At 62.0% G+C, this 21814-nt stretch carries 17 protein-coding genes; 4 read left to right on the plus strand and 13 right to left on the minus strand.

The window, feature by feature from the left end; all coding sequences use genetic code 11:
• Positions 1–10: 10 nt before the first annotated feature.
• On the plus strand, positions 11–1243 hold the full coding sequence (locus OIS50_RS08375; protein ID WP_264693861.1) for a glycosyltransferase family 61 protein: 1233 nt from the start codon (positions 11–13) through the stop codon (positions 1241–1243).
• Between the two features lie 71 nt (positions 1244–1314).
• A complete protein-coding gene (locus OIS50_RS08380; RefSeq protein ID WP_264693862.1) occupies positions 1315–3273 on the plus strand; it encodes a glycosyltransferase family 2 protein in 1959 nt (652 codons plus the stop codon).
• A gap of 173 nt (positions 3274–3446) precedes the next feature.
• On the opposite strand, the gene OIS50_RS08385 is transcribed toward OIS50_RS08380, so the two are convergent.
• The 11 genes from OIS50_RS08385 to OIS50_RS08435 all read right to left on the minus strand — a co-directional run bounded on the left by OIS50_RS08385 (position 3447) and on the right by OIS50_RS08435 (position 17060).
• Complete coding sequence (locus tag OIS50_RS08385) at positions 3447–4739, minus strand: UDP-glucose dehydrogenase family protein (RefSeq protein WP_264693863.1); 1293 nt, start codon at positions 4737–4739, stop codon at positions 3447–3449.
• Complete coding sequence (locus OIS50_RS08390; protein WP_264693864.1) at positions 4739–5854, minus strand: NAD-dependent epimerase/dehydratase family protein; 1116 nt, start codon at positions 5852–5854, stop codon at positions 4739–4741. The genes OIS50_RS08385 and OIS50_RS08390 overlap by 1 nt, the downstream gene beginning before the upstream one ends.
• A 48-nt stretch (positions 5855–5902) precedes the next feature.
• Positions 5903–7216, minus strand: coding sequence for an NAD(P)H-dependent oxidoreductase (locus OIS50_RS08395; RefSeq protein WP_264693865.1), 1314 nt, complete (start codon positions 7214–7216; stop codon positions 5903–5905).
• Between the two features lie 302 nt (positions 7217–7518).
• Positions 7519–8895: a glutamate-1-semialdehyde 2,1-aminomutase gene (locus OIS50_RS08400; RefSeq protein ID WP_264693866.1), complete on the minus strand. Its 1377-nt coding sequence runs from the start codon at positions 8893–8895 to the stop codon at positions 7519–7521.
• Positions 8896–8947: 52 nt separating this feature from the next.
• A complete protein-coding gene (locus OIS50_RS08405) occupies positions 8948–10171 on the minus strand; it encodes a class I SAM-dependent methyltransferase (protein WP_264693867.1) in 1224 nt (407 codons plus the stop codon).
• Positions 10172–10216: 45 nt separating this feature from the next.
• A complete protein-coding gene (locus tag OIS50_RS08410) occupies positions 10217–11491 on the minus strand; it encodes a DUF4910 domain-containing protein (protein WP_264693868.1) in 1275 nt (424 codons plus the stop codon).
• Between the two features lie 52 nt (positions 11492–11543).
• A complete protein-coding gene (locus tag OIS50_RS08415) occupies positions 11544–12809 on the minus strand; it encodes a class I SAM-dependent methyltransferase (protein ID WP_264693869.1) in 1266 nt (421 codons plus the stop codon).
• A 167-nt stretch (positions 12810–12976) separates the two neighbouring features.
• Complete coding sequence (gene rfbC / locus OIS50_RS08420; protein ID WP_264693870.1) at positions 12977–13543, minus strand: dTDP-4-dehydrorhamnose 3,5-epimerase; 567 nt, start codon at positions 13541–13543, stop codon at positions 12977–12979.
• 174 nt (positions 13544–13717) lie between these two features.
• Positions 13718–14605: a glucose-1-phosphate cytidylyltransferase gene (gene rfbF, locus OIS50_RS08425; RefSeq protein WP_319805328.1), complete on the minus strand. Its 888-nt coding sequence runs from the start codon at positions 14603–14605 to the stop codon at positions 13718–13720.
• 201 nt (positions 14606–14806) lie between these two features.
• Positions 14807–15583, minus strand: coding sequence for a WecB/TagA/CpsF family glycosyltransferase (locus OIS50_RS08430; RefSeq protein WP_264693871.1), 777 nt, complete (start codon positions 15581–15583; stop codon positions 14807–14809).
• 79 nt (positions 15584–15662) lie between these two features.
• The gene (locus OIS50_RS08435; protein ID WP_264693872.1) at positions 15663–17060 is read right to left on the minus strand and encodes an undecaprenyl-phosphate glucose phosphotransferase; all 1398 of its coding nucleotides are present in this window, start codon (positions 17058–17060) and stop codon (positions 15663–15665) included.
• Between the two features lie 617 nt (positions 17061–17677).
• Here OIS50_RS08435 and OIS50_RS08440 point away from each other — a divergent pair.
• Positions 17678–18202: a GNAT family N-acetyltransferase gene (locus OIS50_RS08440; RefSeq protein WP_264693873.1), complete on the plus strand. Its 525-nt coding sequence runs from the start codon at positions 17678–17680 to the stop codon at positions 18200–18202.
• 116 nt (positions 18203–18318) lie between these two features.
• On the opposite strand, the gene OIS50_RS08445 is transcribed toward OIS50_RS08440, so the two are convergent.
• Together OIS50_RS08445 and OIS50_RS08450 are read right to left on the minus strand one after the other, a co-directional pair.
• Complete coding sequence (locus OIS50_RS08445) at positions 18319–19647, minus strand: sensor histidine kinase (RefSeq protein ID WP_264693874.1); 1329 nt, start codon at positions 19645–19647, stop codon at positions 18319–18321.
• Positions 19644–20339 (minus strand): response regulator transcription factor, encoded by a 696-nt coding sequence (locus OIS50_RS08450; protein ID WP_264693875.1) that lies wholly within the window; start codon positions 20337–20339, stop codon positions 19644–19646. The genes OIS50_RS08445 and OIS50_RS08450 overlap by 4 nt, the downstream gene beginning before the upstream one ends.
• Before the next feature lie 364 nt (positions 20340–20703).
• Between OIS50_RS08450 and OIS50_RS08455 the strand changes: the two genes are divergently transcribed.
• Positions 20704–21792 (plus strand): efflux RND transporter periplasmic adaptor subunit, encoded by a 1089-nt coding sequence (locus tag OIS50_RS08455; protein WP_264693876.1) that lies wholly within the window; start codon positions 20704–20706, stop codon positions 21790–21792.
• Positions 21793–21814 lie beyond the last annotated feature (22 nt).

The following is a 21814-nucleotide window of genomic DNA, read 5'->3' on the forward strand; positions in this document are numbered from 1 at the left end:
CCACCAACTTATGCACGCAGTACTAAGCAGGGTTCAGCGCAAGGCCGGGCGCTTGCTGCGCGAGTGGGTGCCATACCACCGCCACTACCGCCCGGTTGGTGTGCACGCAAGCAGCGCTCAGCTGGCTGCAGCGCCTGGCAGCGGTGCCACCTACTACGAGATTGAGCCGGCCCACACCTCCACGCTGGAGCTGCCACAAGGCTTTTACGAGTGCGCGGCCGATTTTTCGGGCTTGCACGGCAAACCCAACACCACCGAGCAGCTGCCCACGGCGTTTGTGCTGACGCTGCGCAACGGCCGCGTGTACGCCGACAACCCCAACAGCGTAGCCATCATCAGCGCCGACAACCGCTTGGTGGGCGACGTGTCGTTTCAGTACGGCGGCTCCTGGGACCTCACCCAGCCCCAGCACAACAACATCTTCCGGCAGCAGTGGTTTCTGGAGCCTACCCGCATCGAGGGCACGGTGTGCAGCCTGCTTTCGGGCGGCGGCGCGGCCTCGGGCAACTACTACCACTGGCTGATCGACTCGCTCCCTAGGCTGCACCTGCTGCAACAGGCCGGGCTGCTCGGCTCCGTCGACTACTTTCTGGTGTACAACCGCAACCACGGCTTTGTGCGCGAGAGCCTCGCCCACCTGGGTATTGGCCCGGAGCGCATCATCGACGTGGAAACGCACCGCCACGTGCAGGCTACCCAGCTGATTGCCACCACCTCGGTGCGCGGCTCGGGCAACCACGTGCCGCAATGGGCCTGCGACTACCTGCGCGCGGCGTTTTTGCCCGCCGATCCGGCCCTGGCCAGCCGCTTCGGGCCGCTCGTGTACATCAGCCGGCGCGATGCCTCGGTGCGCCAAACCCGCAACGAGGCCGAAGTGGAAAAGCTGCTGCACGGCTACGGCTTCGAAACGCACGTGCTCAGCCCCTACTCGTTTGCCGAAAAGGTGGCCTTGTTTGCCGGCGCGCGCATCATCGTAAGCCCCGTGGGCGCGGGCCTCACCAACCTCGTGTTCTGCCCCAGCGGCTCCGATTTGGTGGAGCTGTTTCCGGAGCACTTTGTGGTGGCCGATTACCTCGACCTGGCCACCAAAGCCGGCATGCGCTACCAGTTTCTGCTCTCGACCCTAGGTACCCCCGTAAAAAACCGCTGGGAGGCCTGGGAAGAAGACCTGCTGATTGACGTAGATGCCCTGCGCGCTCAGGTAGAGCCCTTGGTTGTTGCCGCCAAGCAACAGCTGGCCTAGGTGCCTGCCGCTCCCGTACCTGCTTTGCGGCCCCGGCCGCAACTACTCTTTTCAGCTAGCCGCTCCACCACATGGCTACTTCCGCTACTACTCCTACGGCGCTGCTCTCCATCGTAACCTGGAACAGCGCCGACTCCATTGAGCAATGCCTTGCCTCGGTGCTGGCGCAGGATTACCCCAACTTTCAGGTTTGGGTGGTTGATAACGCCTCGGCCGACGATACCTGCGCGCGCGTGCAGCGCCTGATTGCGGGCGATACGCGGGCGCAGCTGCACGCCCTGCCGAAAAACACCGGTTTTTGCGGCGGCCACAACTACGCCCTCGACCGCACCAGTACCGATTTTGTGCTGCTCGTGAACCCCGACGTGGTGCTGCCGCCCGATTACCTGAGCCGCGCCATGCGCCAGATGGAGCGCGACGAGCGCATCGGTACGGTGTGCGGCCTGCTGGTGCAAAGCACCGATGCCGACCCCGTAATCGACTCGGCCGGCATGAACCGCTACCCCGACGGCCGCTTTGGGCTGCGCCTGCACGGCCAACGCGTATCGGAGGCGCGGCCCGAGGCCGGGTGGGTTGAAGGCGCCGACGGTGCCCTGCCGCTGTACCGCCGCCGCTTTATCGACGATTTGCGCGTAGCGGGGCAGTTTTTCGACGAGCGTTTTTTCGCCCACAAAGAAGACTGGGACATTGCCTGGCGCGGGCAGCTCTACGGCTGGCGTACCTGGTTCGACCCGGAGTGCCGTGCGGTGCACCCACGCGTTTTCCGCCCCGGCGACCTAGGGCTGCGCCGCCGTCTGGGAGCCGCCATCAAGGCCGATGCCGTAAAAAACCAGCTGATGCTGCTGGCCAAAAACGCCCCGGCCAAACCGGGCTTTTGGCTGCGCGCCCTGCCCCGGCAAGCCGCCGTGCTGGCCTACACGCTGCTGGCGGAGCGCCCCTCGCTGTCGGCCTACGCTTACATCTGGCGGCATCGGCGCGAGGTGCTGGCCAACCGGCGCCTGGTGCAGGCGCGGGCGCGCCTAGGTGCCCCGTTGCCCCAGGCCTCGGGAGCTACTACCAAGCCCGTACTCAGCCTGTGCGTGCCCACGTACAAACGGCCCGAGCTGCTCGAGCGCACCCTGCGCTCCATCGGCCCGCTGCCCCCCGATGTGGAGCTGCTGATTTCCGACAACTCGCCTACCGAGGATACGCGCAGCGAGGAGCTGGTGAAGCAACTGCTGGCCGATGTGCCTGCCGCGCAATGGCGCTATTACCACAACCCGCCCGGCGGCAACAGCGCCACCAACTTCAACCTGTGCATCCTGCGCGCCGAGGGGCACTACGTCATGCACCTGCACGACGACGACTACTTCTTCCCCGGCGGCCTGATGCTTATGCTCAACCGCCTCCGCCGCACGCAGCGCACCTACCCCATCGTGCTGTTCGGCGTCGATCTGGTGGATATGCAGGAACGCGTGCTGCGGCACCAGGGCGTAAAGCAGGAGGTGTTTCTGAAACCGGCCGAGGCCCTGCAACAGGTGCTCACCAACTCCTCCATGGTGCGCATTCCGGCCATTATCGTGAGCCGCGACGCCTACATGGAGGCCGGTTGCCTCGACGAACAACAAGGCAGCAGCGGCGACTCTGATCTGTGGGTGCGGCTGTTTGCCCAACACGGCGTGTTGCGCGTGCCCGAAACGCCCGCCGCCTACACCATACACCAGGGCGCCGTTACGGCCCAGATGTTCAACGAAGTAACCATTGGTCAGCTGCTGCGCATGTTCGATAAAGTGCGAACGGCGCAACACCTGCCTGCCCACGTGCTCGACCGGGCCCAGGCCAACTACTTCTACCAGTTTATCCTGGCCGGCGCTTACCGCGCCCTGCAGCGCGGCGACGTAGCCGAAGCCCGCCAGATCCTCGGCCTGCTGGGCACGCCCGAACTCAGGGGCCTGCAAGTGCCGCTGCGTTGGGCGCCCGTGCGCGCCGCTTTTTCGGTGTTGTCGCGGCTTGATGGGCGCATGGTTCGTCCGCTGTTGCCGTCGGTTTAGCCCACCACACGAATTGCTTGAGCAGCAAAGCCCCGCGGCGCATACGTGCGCCGCGGGGCTTTTCTTTTTCCTAGGTGCTTGGGGCCGGCTACATGCACCGGCACCCTCGCACCAGGCAAAACGCCCTAGGTGCCGGTGGCACCTAGGGCGTTGTTGCAGGCATGAGCAGCTTGCTACGCTACGCTCTCGGCCGTAACCGGGGGCTTGGGCAGCTCGGCAAATGCGTAGCGGAAGTCGAACAGGCGCTTGCTGGTAATGAGCTCCTTGTTCTGCTTGAACTCGGCCCAGCTAGTCAGCAGCACCAGTTCGTCGGCTTGCGCTACCACGCTTTCGAGCGAGTCGGCGTAAGCAATGGGTAGCTTAAATTCCTTGCTGAATACCTCGTTGGCCATGGGGTCGTAGGCCACGATGCGGGTGTAGCCTTTGGCCAGCAGCTTTTCAATAATGAACTTGCTCGGGCTCAGGCGCACATCGTCGGAACCGCTCTTGAACGCCAGCCCCAGAATACCGATGGTAGCCTCCTTGTTGGGCACTGCCGCAGCAATCTTGTTGGCCATGAAATCCATGATTTCATCGTTGATCTGCAGGTTGCTTTCCAGGATTTTGGCCTCGAAGCCGTTCTCCTTGGCAATGCTGGCCAGCGCCGCGGTGTCCTTGGGCAGGCAGTAACCGCCGTAGCCGCAACCCGGAAACACGTAGCTCGCCATGTTAGCCGGCGCGCCGCTCCAGCGCTTATCCTGGTGCAGAATCTTGAACGCCGAGGGCACGTCGATGTCGCCAATATGTTCAGCAATCATCGACATCTCGTTCGAGAAGCTGATGAGCGTAGAAAGCAGCGTGTTCGAGAGGTACTTGATGAACTCGGCCGAGTTGTACGTTACGTAATGAACGGGCGCGTTGAAAGGCAGGTAAATCTGGTTCAGCACCTCCTTGGAGCGCTCGTCTTCTACCCCAATCACGATGCGGTCGGGGTTCATGAAGTCGTCCCAGGCGTAGCCTTCGCGCAGGAACTCGGGGTTCGAGGCCAGCCCGATTGGCTTGTTGTACTGCTGGTTTAGCTGATCGACGTAGGGCTTCACCTTCCGCGACACCGTGGAAGGCGGCACCGTGCTTTTCGTCACGATAACCTTGAAGTCGCCTTCGCTGGCCTCAAACACGTCCTTCACGGCGCTGAGCAGGTACGTGAGGTTGGCGCTGCCATCGGGGTTGCCGGGCGTGCCCACGCAAATGATGATGGCCTTGCTGTCGTTCACAGCTTCTTTCAGGGAAGCGTCGATGATGAAGTTCTGGCCCAGCTCTTCGCGCAGTGCCTCGTCGAGGTGCGGCTCGTAAAACGGCACCTCGTAGTTCTTGATTTTATCAACGCGCTCCTGGTTTACGTCGATGCCGTACACCTTGAAACCTTTCTTGCTGAACCCCAGGGCCGTAGTAAGCCCCACGAACCCAAGTCCGAGTACCGTTATCATTATAGCTGGCCGTTGTTGAGGTGGAGGAATTTGAGGTAGCGCTGGATGCCCTCTTCGATGCGCACCTGCGGGTCGTACCCCAGGATGGTGCGCGCCTTGGTGAGGTCGGGGCAGCGGCGGTTGGGGTTGTCGGTCATGTACTCCTTGTCGTGCGACACGCTGAAGGAGATTTTGCCGGTGTACCCGAAAATTTCGCGGCCGTTGCGCTCAAAGATTTCGGCAAACTCGCGCACCGACAGCTCGGGGTTGTCCATGCCGATGTTGAACACGTCGAACTTGCCGTGCAGCAGCACTTTCAGGTAGCCGGTAATGGCATCGGAGATGTAGCAGAACGTGCGCGTGGGCGTGCCGTCCGACAAAATTTCCAGGTCGCGGCCCTCTACCACGGCTTTGGCAAAGTCGGCAGGCAGGCGCTTGTCGTTGATGTTCATGCCCGGCCCGTAGTTATTAAAGGGCCGCGCCATGCCAATGGGCATGTTGTACTTCTGCGAAAACAGGTAGCATAGGGTTTCGCCGAAGCGCTTGGCCTCGTCGTAGCAAGCGCGCGGACCAATGGTAGCTACGTTGCCGCGGTATTCCTCTTTGGTCGGGATGAATTCAGGAAACGGGTCGCCGTAAATCTCGCTGCTCGAGAAAAACAGGAAGCCGCGCAGCTGCTTCTCGGCATAAAAGTCGAGCAGGCGACGCAGGCCCGTGATGTTGGCATCTACCGTCTCGATGGGGTAAATGCGGTAGAACGTGGGCGAGGCAATGGAGGCCATGTGAATGACCAGATCGGCCTCGGCCGCGCCGGGGATATCGGCCACCGAATCGGTAATCACGTTGAACTCGTGCAGCTTAATTGCCTCGGGGTTGCTGGCCACCAGGTTGTCGAGCCAGTCTTTGGTACCGGTGAGGAAGTTCTCGAGGGCGATGATGCGCTTGATCTGCAGCTCCTCGGCAAAGTGCGCGAAGAAGTGCATGAAGTAATAACCCAGAAAGCCGCCGCAGCCGGTCAGCAAAATGGTAGAGTCGCGCAGTTTATCCTTTTCCTGGTCGCTAAGCTTTTCATAGATAGCCACCATATCCTCCCGCAAAATGCGGTTGTCGGTTTTGGTAGGTAAGGCGTCGATCATGTATGGGGTAGGTGAAAGGTGGAGGAGCGAATTGCCAGGCGGCGGTGCTTACACCAGCTCGGGCTTGCGTTGCAAATGCGGGAAGAACATGGCCGTTTGCTCGCGGTAGAGGCGCTGCACCAGGTTGTCGGCGGGCAGCTCCACGTCGTCGAACGTAATGGGGTGGTCGCGGGGCACGTCGCGCTTCAGCACGCAGCCTTCGGCCAGGCCCACGGGCAGCAGGTTTTCGAGGCGGGCGGTTTCGGCGTTTTCGCACTGGCCGTAGGTATCGTAGCCGCCTAGGCCATCGAGTTTGTGGCCGGCTTTCAGGGGCGTTTTGGCGTGGGTAATTACCTCCACCACCGGCCCGCCCAGGGGCGCCATCACAATGTCCTGGAACAGTACCATGCGGGCAATGGAAATCGGTATTTCGGCGTAGATGAGGTGATAGGGCGTGTAAAAGCTGTAGAGCGGCCCCGTGCCCAGCTTGCCGTACTCGAGGTAGTGCTTGGTTTTGGGGTCGTCGGTGGTGGCGAATACAAACACGCCGGGGCCGGGCTTGGGCCCCACCACGTAATCCACAATGCCACCTAGGCGCTTCAGCTCCTCCACGTCGTAGAGGCCGGTCATGTCATCCACGTGGCCATCGTGGTGGTAGCCGAGCATGCCGCGCCGGGCCACGCCCATGCCGGTGGCATTGGCCACGCAGGCTTGCTCAATCGAGATTTTGGTGCCGTCGGCAAAGCTGGTTACCATTTCGGGTGTCAGCTGCCAACGTTCGGCAAAGCCTTTTTGGGTGGTGGGGTTGCGGTAGAAATCCTGCAGGCCTTTGATGTTGCCGCAAATCAGCGGCGTCAGGCCCAGGCCTTTTACAAAGCGGTACAGGTTCATGATTACGCCGGGCTGGTCGCCGTCGCAGCCGCTCAGCATCACGCCGGCCTTGTCGGCGTACACTTTCATGATGGGCCCGATGGTGGCATCCACCTCCGGGTTGAAAAGCAGCACGTGCTTTTTGTGCTGGATGGCTTTCATCACCAGATTGGCGGCGTAGTGAATGGTGCCGGTGCACTCCACCAGCAAATCCAAGCCCTCCACTTCGCACAGCAATTCGGCGTTTTCGGTAACGGCCAGTCCGCCCTCCGAAATACACGCCTGCAACGACGCTAAATCGTTGCATTCCTGGGCTGTGTGGCCGGTGTATTCGTAGGCTTCGTGCGCTTTGCTCAGGGTGCGGTTGGCAATTACACTCACCACCATGCCGGGGGTGTAGCGCATTACCTGGTTCACCATGCCCTTTGCCATTTCGCCAGCGCCCCACAGCCCTACCCGGATTGGCCGTCCTTCTTGCTCGCGAGCTTGCAGAAATTTGTCAAGTATGATCATAACCGGTTTTGGTTGGCAAAGGCTTATACTGATTTCGATTTAAGTTAGCGATAAGCAGAACAATATTTCTATTTAATCACAGGAAAATATTATACCTATTTACCCCGCAAAATAGGCTTAAACGGGGCTTTACGACACTATTTAATTGATTATTAGCATTGATATTTTAAACTAAATAAAGAACCGGTATTTCCGAAAACCGGAATAAGAAACGACGACCTTCCGTTGCCCGGAAATAACAACCCCGCCGGTCCCTTTCGGGTCCGACGGGGCGGCACAAGGCATCGAAACTGCTCCACCTTTCAGTTTCGCGCCCGGTACACGGGTTGCACGGAGCGGCCGTGCAGGTACTTCTCGAGGCCTTCGTCGATGGCCTTACGATACACACCCAACACCTCGTGGAGGCGTTCGGCGGTTAGTTCAATGTCGGCGGGCTGGTGGGCGTAGCTCACGATGAGCGAGGGCAGCAGCAGGCCACGGCGCAGGGCCTCTTGCAGCACCAGGGTGCGGAACCCCTGCGAGGGCTGGTGGTCGGCGTCGCGGGTGGCGTACACCATGCACTGCGGCTGGCCCAGCACCGCGAAATACCCGGTAAGGTGGTACTCGGCAATGGATTGGGCCACGAGGCGGCGCAGGTATTCGCCGGCTTCGCGCATGTGCTCGTTCACGGGCTCGCGGCGGTACGTGGCCAGCACCGCGCGCATCGCGGCCAGCGAGTGACTTTCGGCCCCGTAGGTGGTCGAGAGCAAAAACACGCGCTCTTTTTGGTGGTGCAGGCCGCCCAGCTCCATCAGCTCGCGTTTGCCCGTGAGGGCCGCAATGCTGAAGCCGTTGCCGAGGGCTTTGGCCCAGGTGCTGAGGTCGGGCTTTACGCCGTAGAGCGCCTGCGCGCCGCCAATGTGCCAGCGCAAACCGGTAATGATTTCGTCGAAGATGAGCACCGTGCCGTGCTGGTCGCAGAGGCGGCGCAAACCCGGCAGAAAATCCGGGGCGGGCGGCGTCTCCTTCTCAATTTCCAGAATCAGGCAGGCAATCTGGCCGGGGTGCTCGGCAAAGAGGCGCTCTACACTACCTAGGTCGTTGTAGCGGAAACCCAGCGTGAGCTGCCGCACGGCATCGGGGATGCCCGCCCGAATGGCGGTAGTGCCGATAAACCAGTCGTCGGTGGAGAAGAACGGGTGGTCCTGGCAGCAGGCTACCAAATCGCGGCCGGTGGCGGCGCGGGCCAGCTTTATGGCGGCCGTGGTTACGTCGGAACCGTTTTTGGCGAACTTCACCATGTCGCCGGCGCCGGTGGTTTCCAGAAAATCCTCGGCGGCTTGCAGCTCCAGCATGGTAGGCCGGCCCACGTTGGTGGTGCCGCGCAGCATTTCGCGTTGGGCTGCCCGCAGCACCGGTCCGTAGGCATGACCTAGGGTTACCGCCCGCAAGCCCATGCCGTACTCGATGTACTCCTTTTGCTCGGTATCCCACACGCGGCAGCCTTTGCCGCGCACGAGGTACGGAGCCATGCTCTCCGGAAACTGGTCGTCGCCTTTGGCATAGGTGTGGCTGCCGCCCGGAATCACGGCATGAAAACGCTTCTGCAGGGCCGGCACGCTGGTGGGCAGGGCGGCAGCCGCGGGGGCAGGCGCTTCGGCTACCGGCGGCAAGGGGGCCGCGAGCACAGACGGAGTCATGGGGGAGGGTGTTGAGGTGGAGGCTGAGAGAGGTAAGCGGTGTGGCCCTAGGTCAGAGCACCAGAAACTCGCCCCGGAAGCCGAGCTGCCGGGCTTGCTCCTCGATTTCGGGAGCGTAGGTTGGGTTGCTGATCAGCACCACATCGGGGCGGAAGCTCATCAGCTGTTCGGGCGCTACAACCGGGTGTGCCGTGCGGGGCATAAACTGGCCCTGGCGGCGCGGGTTGATATCGACCACCGCCACAACGGCGTCGTTCAGGTCGAAGGTGTTGAGGAAGGTAATGGCGCGCGAGCCGGCCGCCCAGATTACCACGTGCTTCCCACTGCTACGCAGCTCTTCGACGCGGAGTTGCCACTGGGCAATTACTTTATCGGCAGCGGCGGTAAAGGCCCGCACGGCCACGGGCGTGGTGGGGTCGTGGGTGGGCGGCAACGAAGCCGGGTTGCTGAGCGGCATACCTGCCGGGCGCGCCACCAGGCTGATGTACTCGCCGTGCCAGCACGGCTGCACATCGAGCACCTCGAACCCGCAGCTGCGGAACAGGTACGCCAACGATTGCGGCGTAAACCAAGCGGAGTGCTCGTTCACGATGTTCCAAACCACCTGCTCGCCGATGTTGTAGAGCGCATTTGGTACTTCGAAGTAGATCAGCGGCTGCTCGCCTTCCGGAATGGCCCGGCGCAGCATGCGCACAAACTCGGCCTGGTGCGAGGCAATGATATCGAGCATGTGGCGGCAGCTGATGAGTGCCGCGCCCCGTAGCTTATCGGCCTTTTCGGGCCCGAAAAACTCCTTAACAAACTCCAGTTCCGCGGGTTCGGCCTGGCCCTCCCGCGGGGCATAGCCCGGGTCGATACCTAGGCCCGAGCCCATGCCTGAGCGCAGCAGCGTGCGCAGAAAGTCGCCGTCGCCGCAGCCAATATCCACCACACGCTTGCCCTGCAGGCGGTAGCGCTCCACCAGGTCCTCGCCCAAGCCATCGGTAAAGGCTTTGAACGAAGGCGAAAACTCCAGCGAAAAGTCGTTGCGGGTGTGGGTGATTTTGGCTGGTTCGTAGGCCTCGTTTACGATGAAGTGGCAGTGCGGGCAAAACGAAAGCCGCACATCGGTGATGGGCGCGTTGAGGGCCGCCTCGTGCGTGGGCCACAGAATGCCCGTTTGGGTAGGCACTCCGTGCACTTCGTAGAATATCTCACAATCGTGGGTGCCGCAAACCATGCAGGGCTTGCTGGCCGCCACTCGCGGGGGAGCTTCTGTAAATGCTTGGGCTTCCATAGGCCAGTGGAGAGAAAAGTTGGTGGAGGGAGGTAAGCGTATGCGTTAGGCTTTGGCCAGCAGCCCGACCCGGCGCAAGGCCCGGGCGGCCTTGTGCAACAGCCGAAACCCGATACCCGACTGCTCGGCCACATCGAGCAAGGTGTGCTGCCCGTCGGATTGGTTGAGCACCCAGAGCAGGGCCATTTGCCATTGCTGGCCATCGAGCCCGCCGCCCAGGTGCTTGTACAGGCCGCGCTTGCCCAGCTGCGGCTCGCCGTAGGGGCTGAGGTTTTGGTAGGCGTAATCGTGTTCGAGCACCTGGCACACCCGGCGCAGCACCCGCCACGACTCGCGCAGCTGGCGGGGCTTCACGAAATCGGGGTTGTCGGCCGAGGTATGGTACTCCGGAAACTCGCCGAACGGGGTGCGCGTGAGGCAACCCACCGGCAGGTTGAAGCCCGGCGAGCAGTACTGCCGCTCGTCGTAGCCGTAGGGCGAAAACCGACGCTGCCCGAAAGGCCCTAGGTCGGCATCGCGCAGGGCCACGGCAACGGCCCGGTCGGTGGTGGTGTGCCCCTGCCGCGAGCTTTTGTAGGTGAAATTGCCCGGCCCACCTAGGAGCGACAACACCAACCCGTGCCGGATGCGCGGTACCGCCGTGTGCTGGTGGGCGTGCAGCCAGGCAATGGCCCCGATGGTAACGGGCACAAACACAAAGCGGTAGGTGTAGCGCCGCTTGGGCCGCGCGGCCAGCCACTGCGCCAGCTCGGCGGCCACTACCAGGCTCGCCAGATTATCGTTGGCAAGCGAGGGGTGGCAGATGTGGCACGAAAACAACACTTCTTCCTCCGATTCGCCGGGCAGCACCAGCTGCCCGTAGGTAAGCGAGCCGACGGCGTCGAGCGTCGCGTCGATACACACCTCGTATTCCTCGTCGAGCAGCTGCTGGCGCTGGTTGTGCGCCAGGCAAAAGCCCCACGTGGGGTTGTAGTAGCTGGTGCGGTAGGGTATCAGCTCGGGCTGCTCGGGCAAGGAGTGCAGGTGCTCCTCCAGCTCGGCGCGGCTTACCCAGCGGTGCACTGGCGTGCTGTAGCTCACCACGTGCAGGTTGTGCTCCCGAAAATCAACCACGCGCCTCCCCTGCCGGTCGGCTATGTACGCATCGCAAATGTTCCACTCGGCGGGCACCGTCCAGTCGAACACCGGGGTGCCGCTGGCTACCTCGTGCACCTGCAGGCCGGGCGGCAGGTGCCGCGCCAGCACGTGCAACGTCTGGCGCACCCCATCGCCGGTAATGCTCCGGCAAATGGGGTACAGCTCGCGCAGCAGCGCGTGCATAGCCCGGCCCGAGCCGGTTGCACGCGGCTCTGCCAACGCGGGGGCCGTAGCCTCAGACTTGTGCAACGCGGGTAGTGCTGGGTGCATAGCTAAATACCTCGAGCTGGGGAATGGCCACCACAAACTGCCCGCCCCACTCGTTGATGAAATCGAGGTGCTCGGCAATTTCTTCGCGCAGGTTCCAGGGCAGAATCACCACGTAATCGGGCTTTTCTTCCCGAATCATTTCGGGCGCCAGCACCGGTATGTGGCTGCCGGGCAGGTATTTATCCTGCTTGTAGGGCGAGGCATCGGCCACGAACTCGATGAGCCCGGTGCCCTGCAGGCCGCAGTAGTTGAACAGCGTGTTGCCTTTGGCGGCCGCGCCGTAGCCGGCCACGCGCTTGCCTTGGCGCTTCTGCTCCAGCAAAAACTCCAGGAAATCGGTGCGCACCGTATCGATGCGGGGCTGAAAATCCTGGTAGTACTCCAGCGTGAGCATGCCGGCTTCCCGCTCGCGGGCAAGCAAAGCGCGCACGGCTTCGGTTACGGGCTTGGTGGTATCGGCGGTGTGGCGGGCAAACACGCGCAGCGAACCGCCGTGCGTGGGCAGCTCCTCCACATCGAACACCGTGAGGCCCTGCGAGGCAAAAATGCGGTTTACGGTGCTCAGCGACAGGTAGCTGTAGTGCTCGTGGTAAATGGTATCGAACTGGCACTTCTCCACCAGGTTCAGCAAGTGCGGAAACTCCATCGTCACCACGCCGCCGGGCTTCAGGGCTACTTGCATGCCGCCCACAAAGTCGTTGATGTCGGGCACGTGGGCCAGCACGTTGTTGCCGATGATCAGGTCGGCTTTCTGCTCGGAGCTGGCCAGCTCGCGGGCCAGCTTGGTGGTGAAGAAATCGACCAGCGTGCGGATGCCCTTGCCGGCGGCAATGCGCGCGGTGTTGGCCGTGGGGTCGATGCCCAGCACCGGCACGCCGTACTCGCGGAAATACTGCAGCAGGTAGCCGTCGTTGGAGGCCGCCTCGATAACCAGCGAATCCTGGTTGTAGCCGAAGCGCGTCATCATCATGTCCACGTAGCGCTTGGCGTGGTTTAGCCAGCTGGTGGAGTACGAGGAGAAGTAGGTGTACTCGGCGCCGAAAATCTCAACGGCCTTTTTCACCTCCCCGATTTGCACCAGAAAGCAATTGTGGCAGACGTAGGTTTTGAGCGGGTAAAACAGCTCGGGCTCCTCCAACTGCTGCGCATTCAGCATCGAGTTGGAGGGTGGGCAATGGCCTAGGTCAGCGAATACGTGGTGTAGTTCTGTTTCACAGTGACGGCAGTTCATAGTGCAAAGGGCTGTTGAGGAAGGTCAGGTGGAGGAGGAGATTGCGCCGTCCGCAAGCGCATGGCTCCGGGCTGCTACCTTGCTAGGTGTTTAACGATGCGTGCTGATTGATACCTAGGAAACGTGGGTGAGCAAGCGGAGCCGGGGCGGCAGGGCTGCTTTCCGCGTTATTCGGCACTTAGGGCTACTGCCTTGTTGGTACGGATGAGGTTGAAATCGGGATGCTGCTGGTCGCGGGCCGACACCAGCACCGGTGCAAACGGCCACTCGATGCCCAAAGCCGGGTCGTTCCAGCGGATGCCCCCTTCGTGGTTGGGCGCGTACTTGGCCGAAACCTGGTAGCTGATGTCGGTGTCGTCTTTGAGCGTCAGGAAACCGTGGGCAAAACCGGCCGGCACGTACAGCATGCGGTACGATTCGGCGGTCAGCTCCACGCCCAGCCACTGGCCGTAGGCGGGCGAGTCGGGGCGCAAATCCACAATCACGTCGTACAGGGCGCCGCGTGTGCAACGCACCAGCTTGGTTTCGGCAAAGGGCGCGGTTTGGTAGTGCAGGCCCCGCAGGGTGCCCTTGCGCGGATTGTGCGAGAGGTTGGCCTGCAGCGGCGGCGTGCTCAGGCCGTGCGCGGCAAACTCGTCTTCGCACCAGGAGCGGGCAAAAAAGCCCCGCTCATCGGCTATACGCTCCACATCGATAATGAAGGCGCCGGGAAGCTCGGTCTCGGTGAAGATCATGCTAGTGGGGTAGTTGCAACAGGCGGGGCAGCGGGCAAGGGCGGGGTTGGTGCCGGCGTTGGCCGCCGGCCTGGGCACGGGCGCTTGCGGCAGCACCTAGGCCGGTGCCGGGCAAACGCCAGAAGCCAGTTGTGCCGGCCGAGGCCGCCGCTGGCTGCTGACAACTTGAAAGCGTTAGTCGATAGGCAGAATGGTGGGCACGGCAATACGCTCGCCGATAGGCGCCTGCACCGGCGCCGACAGAATTTCTTCCATCACCGGGTCGGCCACCTTGGTGGGCTCGTCGCCCCACACCTTCCAGGCCGCCGCGCCGCGCTGCCACATATCCTCGAGCAGGTTTTTGTCGCGGAGGGTATCCATGGGCTGCCAGAAGCCGGTGTGGCGGAACGCGGCCAGCTTGCCTTCGGCGGCAAGCCGCTCGAGCGGGCCTTTTTCCCACACGGTGTTGTCGGCCTCGATGTAGTCGAACACGCCTGGCTCCAGCACAAAGAAGCCGCCGTTGATCCAGGGCGTTTCGGCACCTTCGGGCTTTTCGGTGAAAGCATCGATGCGGCCCGAGTTTTCGCTGAGGTTAAACACCCCGAAACGGCCCGGCTGGCGCACCGCCGTGAGGGTAGCCGTGGCTCCCTGCTCGCGGTGGAAGCGCACGGCCTCCCGAATATCAATGTTGCCCACGCCGTCGCCGTAGGTCATGCAAAACGTTTCGTTGCCTAGGTACTCGCGCACCCGGCGCAGGCGGCCACCCGTCATGGTTTCCTGGCCGGTGTCAACCAGCGTTACCGTCCAGGGCTCGGCGTTGTGGCGGTGCACCTGCATTTCGTTGCGGTCGACGCGGAACGTGATGTCGGCGTTGTGCAGGAAATAATCCGCAAAGTACTGCTTGATCATGTGCCCTTTATAGCCGCAGCACACCACAAAATCGGTGATGCCGTGGTGGGCGTAAATTTTCATGATGTGCCACAGAATAGGCCGGCCGCCTACCTCGACCATCGGTTTGGGTCGTACGCCGCTTTCCTCGCTGATGCGGGTGCCGTAGCCCCCCGCCAGGATAACTGCTTTCATGTATTAGGTGAAGTTTGGTGGAGAGTAGCTGTTGAGCTGCTACGCACGCTGGCCCTAGGTCAACGCGCCGGCAGGACACGCAATCTGATATGACTAAAGATATTTTTAATTATAACTTACCTATTATAAAGCAGGCATTTAATTTCAAAGAGTATAAATCACCTTCGAAATGTTACAACCTGGCGGCGCTGGCGGCGCTGGTTACCACGGTGCCGGCTCGGCCGGGCGCCCCGACAGGTGTTGTACTGCCTTTTTGGAAACCAGCCACACAAAGCGCGAGTTGGTAACGAGGTAGCGGCGCCACAGGCGGCGGGGCTCGAGGTACAGGCGGTAGGCCCACTCCAGCCACAGCTTGCGGGCCCACTCGGGCAGGCGGCGCTCCAGGCCGGCGTAGGTCAGAAACGCCTGCCCTACCCCCAGCATGCACGCTTTTACGCGCCCTTGGTGCTGGGCCATCCACTGCTCCTGGCGCGGGCAACCTAGGGCCACGAATACCAGATCGGGGTTGGCCTCGTTGATGCGGGCCACGTCGGCTTCGTCTTCGGCCGGCGTAAGCGGCCGGAACGGCGGCGAGTACATGCCGGCAATGCGCAGCGCGGGCAAATCCTGCCGGATGCGGTCTTCAATGGCCTGCAGCACCTTATCGGTGGTGCCGTAGAAGTACACCGACTGACCGCGCCGGGCGGCTTCGGCCAGCAGCATGGGCAGGGTATCCATGCCGGCCACGCGGGGCTGGCGGGGCCCGCCAAACCAGCGCACGGCGGCGGCCACAGGGCTGCCATCGGGGGCTACCACGGCGGCCCGGTTTACAATGGCGCTAAACGATGGTTGGCGGTAGGCCTCCACCACCATGTGCACGTTGGCGAAGCACACGTAGGAAGAGGTACGGGCCGCACCCAGTTTCAGGATGGTATCGACCATGGCAGTGGGCGTACCGGTAGAAATCCAGGTGTTCAGGACGGGGTAGCGTGGTAGCACAGAAGCGGTGGATGAGGGGAGGCAGGAGGAGTCGTAAACTCGGCGGCACGAGCCTGCGTGGGGCTAATACGGGGGCGGGTTAGTAAGCGTTTTTCTCGCCCCGCACCATGTTCCAAACCGTTTGGCCGATAATCTTCATATCGAGCCCAAACGACCAGTTTTCCACGTATTTCAGGTCGTACTCCACGCGTTTTTCCATGGTACCTTCTTCGCGGGTTTCGCCGCGGTAGCCGTTCACCTGGGCGTAGCCCGTGATGCCGGGCGTTACGGCGTGGCGCATCTGGTACTGGGTAATGTGCTTGGAGTACTCCTCGAGCTGCGACACCATGTTCGGGCGCGGGCCTACCACCGACATATGCCCCAGCAGCACATTGAAGAATTGCGGCAGCTCATCGAGGTTGTACTTGCGCAGGTAAGCCCCCACGCGGGTTACGCGCGGATCGTTTTTGGTGGCCTGCAGCTCGGTGCGGCCGTGGCTGGCGCTCATGGTGCGCAGCTTATAGCACGGAAACAGCTGGTTGTGCTTGCCCGGGCGCATCTGCTTGAAGAAAATTGGCCCCCGCGAATCGAGCTTGATCAGCAGCGCCAGCACGGGCATGATGATCGGGAACACCAGCAGAATAACGGCCAGCGAGAAGGCAATGTCGAAAATGCGCTTCAGCAGTTGGTTGGTACGAATGCCCAGCGGCTCGTGCCGGATGGTAAGGATGGGCATGTGGTCGTAGAAGTACACGTTCACATCCTTGCGCACGGTACCGCGGAAATCGGGCACGATGCGGAACGAGAGGAAGTGCTTATCGGCAAACTGGGAGAGCTCCTCGATCAGGTCGCGGCGGTCGAGGGGCAGGGCGAAGTAGATTTCGTCGATGCGGTTTTGCTGGCAAAAGGTTGTCAGATCGGCCACGCCACCGCGCACGAGGTTGCGCAGGCCGCCGGGTACCGGCTCGTCGGCAAAAAAGCCGGCAAACTCGTTGGCAATCGGGTCGTGCGAGGCCAGGAAGCGGTAGAGGCTTTGGCCGCTTTCGCCGGCGCCCACAATCACGTAGCGGCTAACCGGGCGCGCCACGTGCCGCAGGTACTGCCGGTACCCGAAAGTGAGAACAAAGCGCCCCGTTACCACCGCCACCAGCGACAAGCTGTAGGCCGCGAACAAGAAGCGGGCGGGCACCCAGTACTGCTTCATGAGCACGGCGCCCGTAAGCAGCAGCACGGCGTGCAGCAGAAAGGTGCGCACCACGTACATCAGCTTCTCGGGGTACGTGATGAGCTTATCGACGCGGTAGACGTTGGCATACTGCCCGGAGAGTATCCACCAGAGCAAGGCAAATACTACGAATACGGCCGGGTAAATACCCTCAAAATCCCAGGTGCCCGAGGTGATGTATCCGGCGCAGCGGAAGGCGCCGAAAATGAGCAATACATCGGTAATGGGCAGGATCAGACGTGAGGCATCGGTGTAGTGGCGGTACCGTTCCATAATTACGGGTGCAGGTGGTTGCGACGTAAGGACCTGGAGCTGCCGGAGTCCGTTACAAGGGCTCAGTACGGGCAAGGTAGCAAAAAGATATTACTTAACGTTTATTAATTATTACTTATTTAACCCTAAGTATAATACACCTTGCTTAAGTGCCATAAATCGCCTTTCCCGGACCCTTGTATAGTCCAGCTTAAAGCGGCGTAAATGCCAAATACTGTCGAGGTTTAGTTAGCAGGTAATAGCCTGAAGGCCATTGAATTGCTTGACAGGCCTCCTCCACGCGCCCGGCAGCACTGGCGAGTAGAGGTTTCTGCCTATATAGCCTCATTAATATACACAAAATTATTTTAGATAAACCACATTTTTTTCATTTCCAGCCCGCTGGTTTCGGCTCCGTTTGCCGCTCGCCTGGGTGGCGGCGTGGCCCGCCCCGGCCAGGGCTACCCAGCCGCCTGAGAAATCGTTGGCAAATCTGCCTTGCCCCTCCCCTGGCGCGGCTGCTCAGCCCTAGGTGGCCAATGAAGCGGTTAGCAGGGTGAGGCCACACCAACGAGCTCGGGCTTGGCCGCCCGCTCCCAGTCGCAAGCCCGGTTGCGGGTACTGCGCTATTTTTGGCTATGAACTTTGCATACACGGTAGCTGCGGCCACCGCGGCCGATGTGCCCGCCCTCGTACAGCTTATCAACAGTGCGTACCGCAGCGAGCCGGCCCAAGCCGGCTGGACGGGCGAAGGGCACCTGCTGAGCGGCCCGCGCACCGACGACGCGGCCCTGCACGAGCTGCTGCAAACGCCGGCCGCCACCATTCTTACGTACCACGACGCTGCCCACCAGCTGCGGGGGTGCGTGTTTGTGCAACCCCAGCAAGGCACGCTTTACCTGGGCTTGCTGGCGGTGCAGCCCCACGCCCAGGCCCAGGGCATCGGCAAACAGCTGCTGCGCGCGGCCGAAGCCCACGCTCGCCAGCACGCCTGCCGCAGCATCACGATTACGGTGCTCTCGGCACGGCCCGAGCTGATGGCGTGGTACGAGCGGCATGGCTTTCGGGCTTCCGGCGAAACGCAGCCCTTCCCGGCCGATGCGCGCTTCGGCGTGCCGGCCCAGCCCCTTACGCTGGTGGAGATGCTGAAAGTGCTGCCCTAGGTACCCCAAGGGCCAAACCGCCGGGCCAGCACCCAAGGGGCACCAGGCGGCAGCTCAACCCGAAAGGCTGATGCGCGGGAGCACACCCCAGCAGCAGCTACGGCTGGTTTTAGCCTTTAGGGCACCTGCCGCCAACGCAGGTACACGGTGGTGCCTTCCTCGCCCGAGGTCATCTGCAGGTTAATGTCGTGAAAGCCGGCGATGGTGCTTGCCAACGCCAAACCCAGGCCGCTGCCCTCGGGGCTGTTGGCCGAATCGGCGCGGCGGAAACGCTCGAACACGTGCGGCAGCTGATCGGCCGGAATGGCGGGGCCGGTGTTGTGAATGCGCAGTACATACCCTTCGTCGGCAGTAGGCTCGCCCGCAATGCCGATGCGCCCGCCCCGGTGGTTGTACTTGGCGGCGTTGCTGAGCAGGTTGTAGAACAGCGTAAACAGCAACGAGCGGTTGGCATTGGGTATAGCGGGGGCGCCGCTTAGCTCGCACGCCACGGTAATGTCGCGGTCGAGCAGGCGGTCTTCCAGCTCCTCCAGGGCCTCGCCCAGCAACTCGGCCACCGGCACGTGCCCGGCGCGCGGGTACTGGCCGTTTTCCACCCGCGAAATCAGCAGCAGGGTGCGCAAGGTGGCCGTAAGTCGCTGCAGGGTTTTCTGCGACGACACAATTTGCAGCTCGGCCGAGAGCGGCAGGTTTTCGGCCTGCAGCATGTTCTCGAAGCGGTTTTGCAGAATCGAAACCGGCGTGAGCAGCTCGTGCGAGGCATTGGCGATAAACTCCCGCTCCTGCTCGAACACCCGCTGTATGGTGTGCAGCATCTCCTGAATGGTGGCATCGAGGTAGCGGAAATCCGAGGTGGTGGTGCGCAGCGGCGGCAGGTTGGGCGCCGCCGGGCCGCGCACCGCCCGCAGCCGCCGCACGATCTGATCGACGGGCCGCAGCAAATAGCCGATTACGCCCAGCTCCAGCAGCAGCGTACTCAGCACCGCAAACAGCAACGCGTAGCCCGCCAACGAGCGCAGCAGCCCGTACACATCCTCCACCGACTCCATGCTTTTCCCGATTTCGAGCACGTAGGCCTGGCCCTGGTGCACCAGCCGGTGGCGCAGCACCCTAAAATCAACCAGCTCGCCGTCCTGCCGGCGCAGCAGCGTGGCTATGGTATCGGGGGCGGCGGTAGCAGCCGGCGGAGCGGGCCGCAGCTCAATGTATTCGTCCTGCAGCAGGTCGTAGTGCACGTGCCCATCCGAGAGGGCCCGCGGCAAAAACTCCGTTACGCCCAGCGTGCGGATGCGGTGCTGCACCCGTTGCAGCTCGCGGCGCAGGGCGTCGTCGGTGTGGCGCAGGGCCAGCGTACGCACCAGCCAGGGCAGCAGCAGCAGCAGCACGGCCGTCATCAGCACCTTCGAGAGCGTGCTGAGCAAAACCAGTTTCTGGCGCAGCCTCACGCGGCCGGGTTGCTCTTGATGCGGTACCCCACCCCGCGCACGGTTTCAATCCAGTCGCCGGGGTCATAGGCGGCCAGCTTCTTGCGCAGGTTCTTCACGTGCACGTCGATGAAGTTGGAGTCGCGCTCGTCGGCGTCGCTGATCATGCTGCCCCAGATATGCTCGCTGAGCTGCAGGCGCGTCAGCACCTTTTGCCGGTGCAGCAGCAGGTAGTGCAGCAGGTCGAATTCTTTTTTGGTGATGATTACCAGCTGCTCGCCGTGGCGCAGGGTTCGGTCGCTCACGTTCAGCCGGAAAGGCCCCAGCTCCACCACGTCCTGCTTCACGCCGTGCTTGCGGCGGGTAATGGCCTGCATCCGCGACACCAGCTCCAGCAACGAAAACGGCTTGGGCAGGTAATCGTCGGCCCCTAGGTCGAGGCCCTTGATGCGGTCATCGACGGTGCCGCGGGCGCTCAAAATCAGGATGGAGGCGTGTTGGTTGCGCTCCTTGCGCGCTTCGGCCAGCAGCAGCAACCCGTCCTGGTCGGGCAGCCCTAGGTCGAGCAGCACAAAGTCGTACTCGTTCACGAACAGCTTTTCGGAGGCCTCGCGCCCGGTGCGGGCAAAGTCGCAGTGGTACCGCTCGTTGTGCAGGTACAGGCCCAGCTCGCGCGCCAGGGCCCGGTCGTCTTCAATGATCAACACGTTCATGGCAAGGCAGTTGGTTAGGTTGAAGGGTGGCCCTTTTCCGGGCGGCTGCTTGCGACAAGCTCCGCAAATTAAAGCACTTTAATTCGGTTCGGGTGCAGGCTTTCCGGCTGGTGGCTTGCACGTCGCCACGCGGCCTTGTTCAAGCGCAGGCCCCAATCTACGCTCACGAAATGTTCATGTGGCCCAGGCGTGCTTTGCAGCTCAGCCGGACCTAGGGCCCCCGAGCCCGGCCCGATTTGCCACCTGCGTTTCCGCTGTGCCAGCATGCGCCAGGTGGGTTTCGGTAGCCGCCGCTGCGGGTTGCCTGGCTCGGCTCACTTCAAAACCACAACACATCCGCGTCAGGATTACCAAACCGGTTCTTATGAAAAGGACAACCATGCTCACGCTCCTGGGCTTGGGCCTCGCATGGGGCTGCGGGAGCTGCACCGAGCACCACGAAGCCAAGGAAGAAAAAATCAAATTTCTGGTAACGAGCCCGCTGCAGCAGGATACTACCATTACCCAGGAGTACGTGGCGCAAATTCGCTCCATTCAGCACATCGAGCTGCGCGCCCTCGAAAAAGGCTACCTGCAAAAGACCTTCGTCGACGAGGGCCAGTTTGTGAAGCAAGGGCAGCTGATGTTCCAGATCATGCCCCTGCTCTACCAGGCCGAGCTGAAGAAGGCCGAGGCCGAGGCCAAGTTCGTGAGCATCGAGTACCAGAACACCAAAAAGCTGGCCGACGGCCACATCGTGTCGCCCAACGAGCTGGCCCTCTCGCAGGCCAAGCTCGAAAAGGCCAAGGCCGAGGTGGCGCTGGCCCAAACGCACCTAGGGTTTACCACCATCCGGGCGCCGTTCAGCGGCATCATGGACCACTTTGAGGCCCGCTTGGGCTCCCTCGTGGACGAGGGCGACTTGCTCACTACGCTTTCCGACAACAGCCAGATGTGGGTGTACTACAACGTACCCGAAGCGGAGTACCTCTCCTATAAAACCCACGGCAAACCCGATAGCGACATGCGCGTGCAGCTGCGCATGGCCAACAACGAGGTATTTGAGTACCCCGGCGTGGTGAAAACCATCGAGGCCGACTTCAACAACGAAACCGGCAACATCGCATTCCGGGCCACTTTCCCGAACCCCAAAGGCCTGCTACGCAACGGCGAAACCGGCTCGGTGCTGATGACCGTGCCGCTGCGCCACGCCGTGATTATCCCGCAGAAAGCCACCTTCGAGGTGCTCGAAAAGAAGTTCGTGTACGTGGTGGATGCCAACCACGTGGTGCACCAGCGCGAGGTGACGGTGGGCGCCGAAATGCCCGATTTGTTTATCATCAGCGGCGGGCTGAAAGCGGGCGACAAAATCCTGCTCGAAGGCATCCGGAAAGTGAAAGACGGCGACAAAATCGACTTCAGCTACCAAGACCCAAAGCAGGTCATCTCGCACCTCAAAGTGTACTCGGAATAAAGCTATTGGCTGTTAGCTGCTG

The organism is Hymenobacter sp. YIM 151858-1 (assembly GCF_025979705.1).
Classification (GTDB): Bacteria; Bacteroidota; Bacteroidia; order Cytophagales; family Hymenobacteraceae; genus Solirubrum.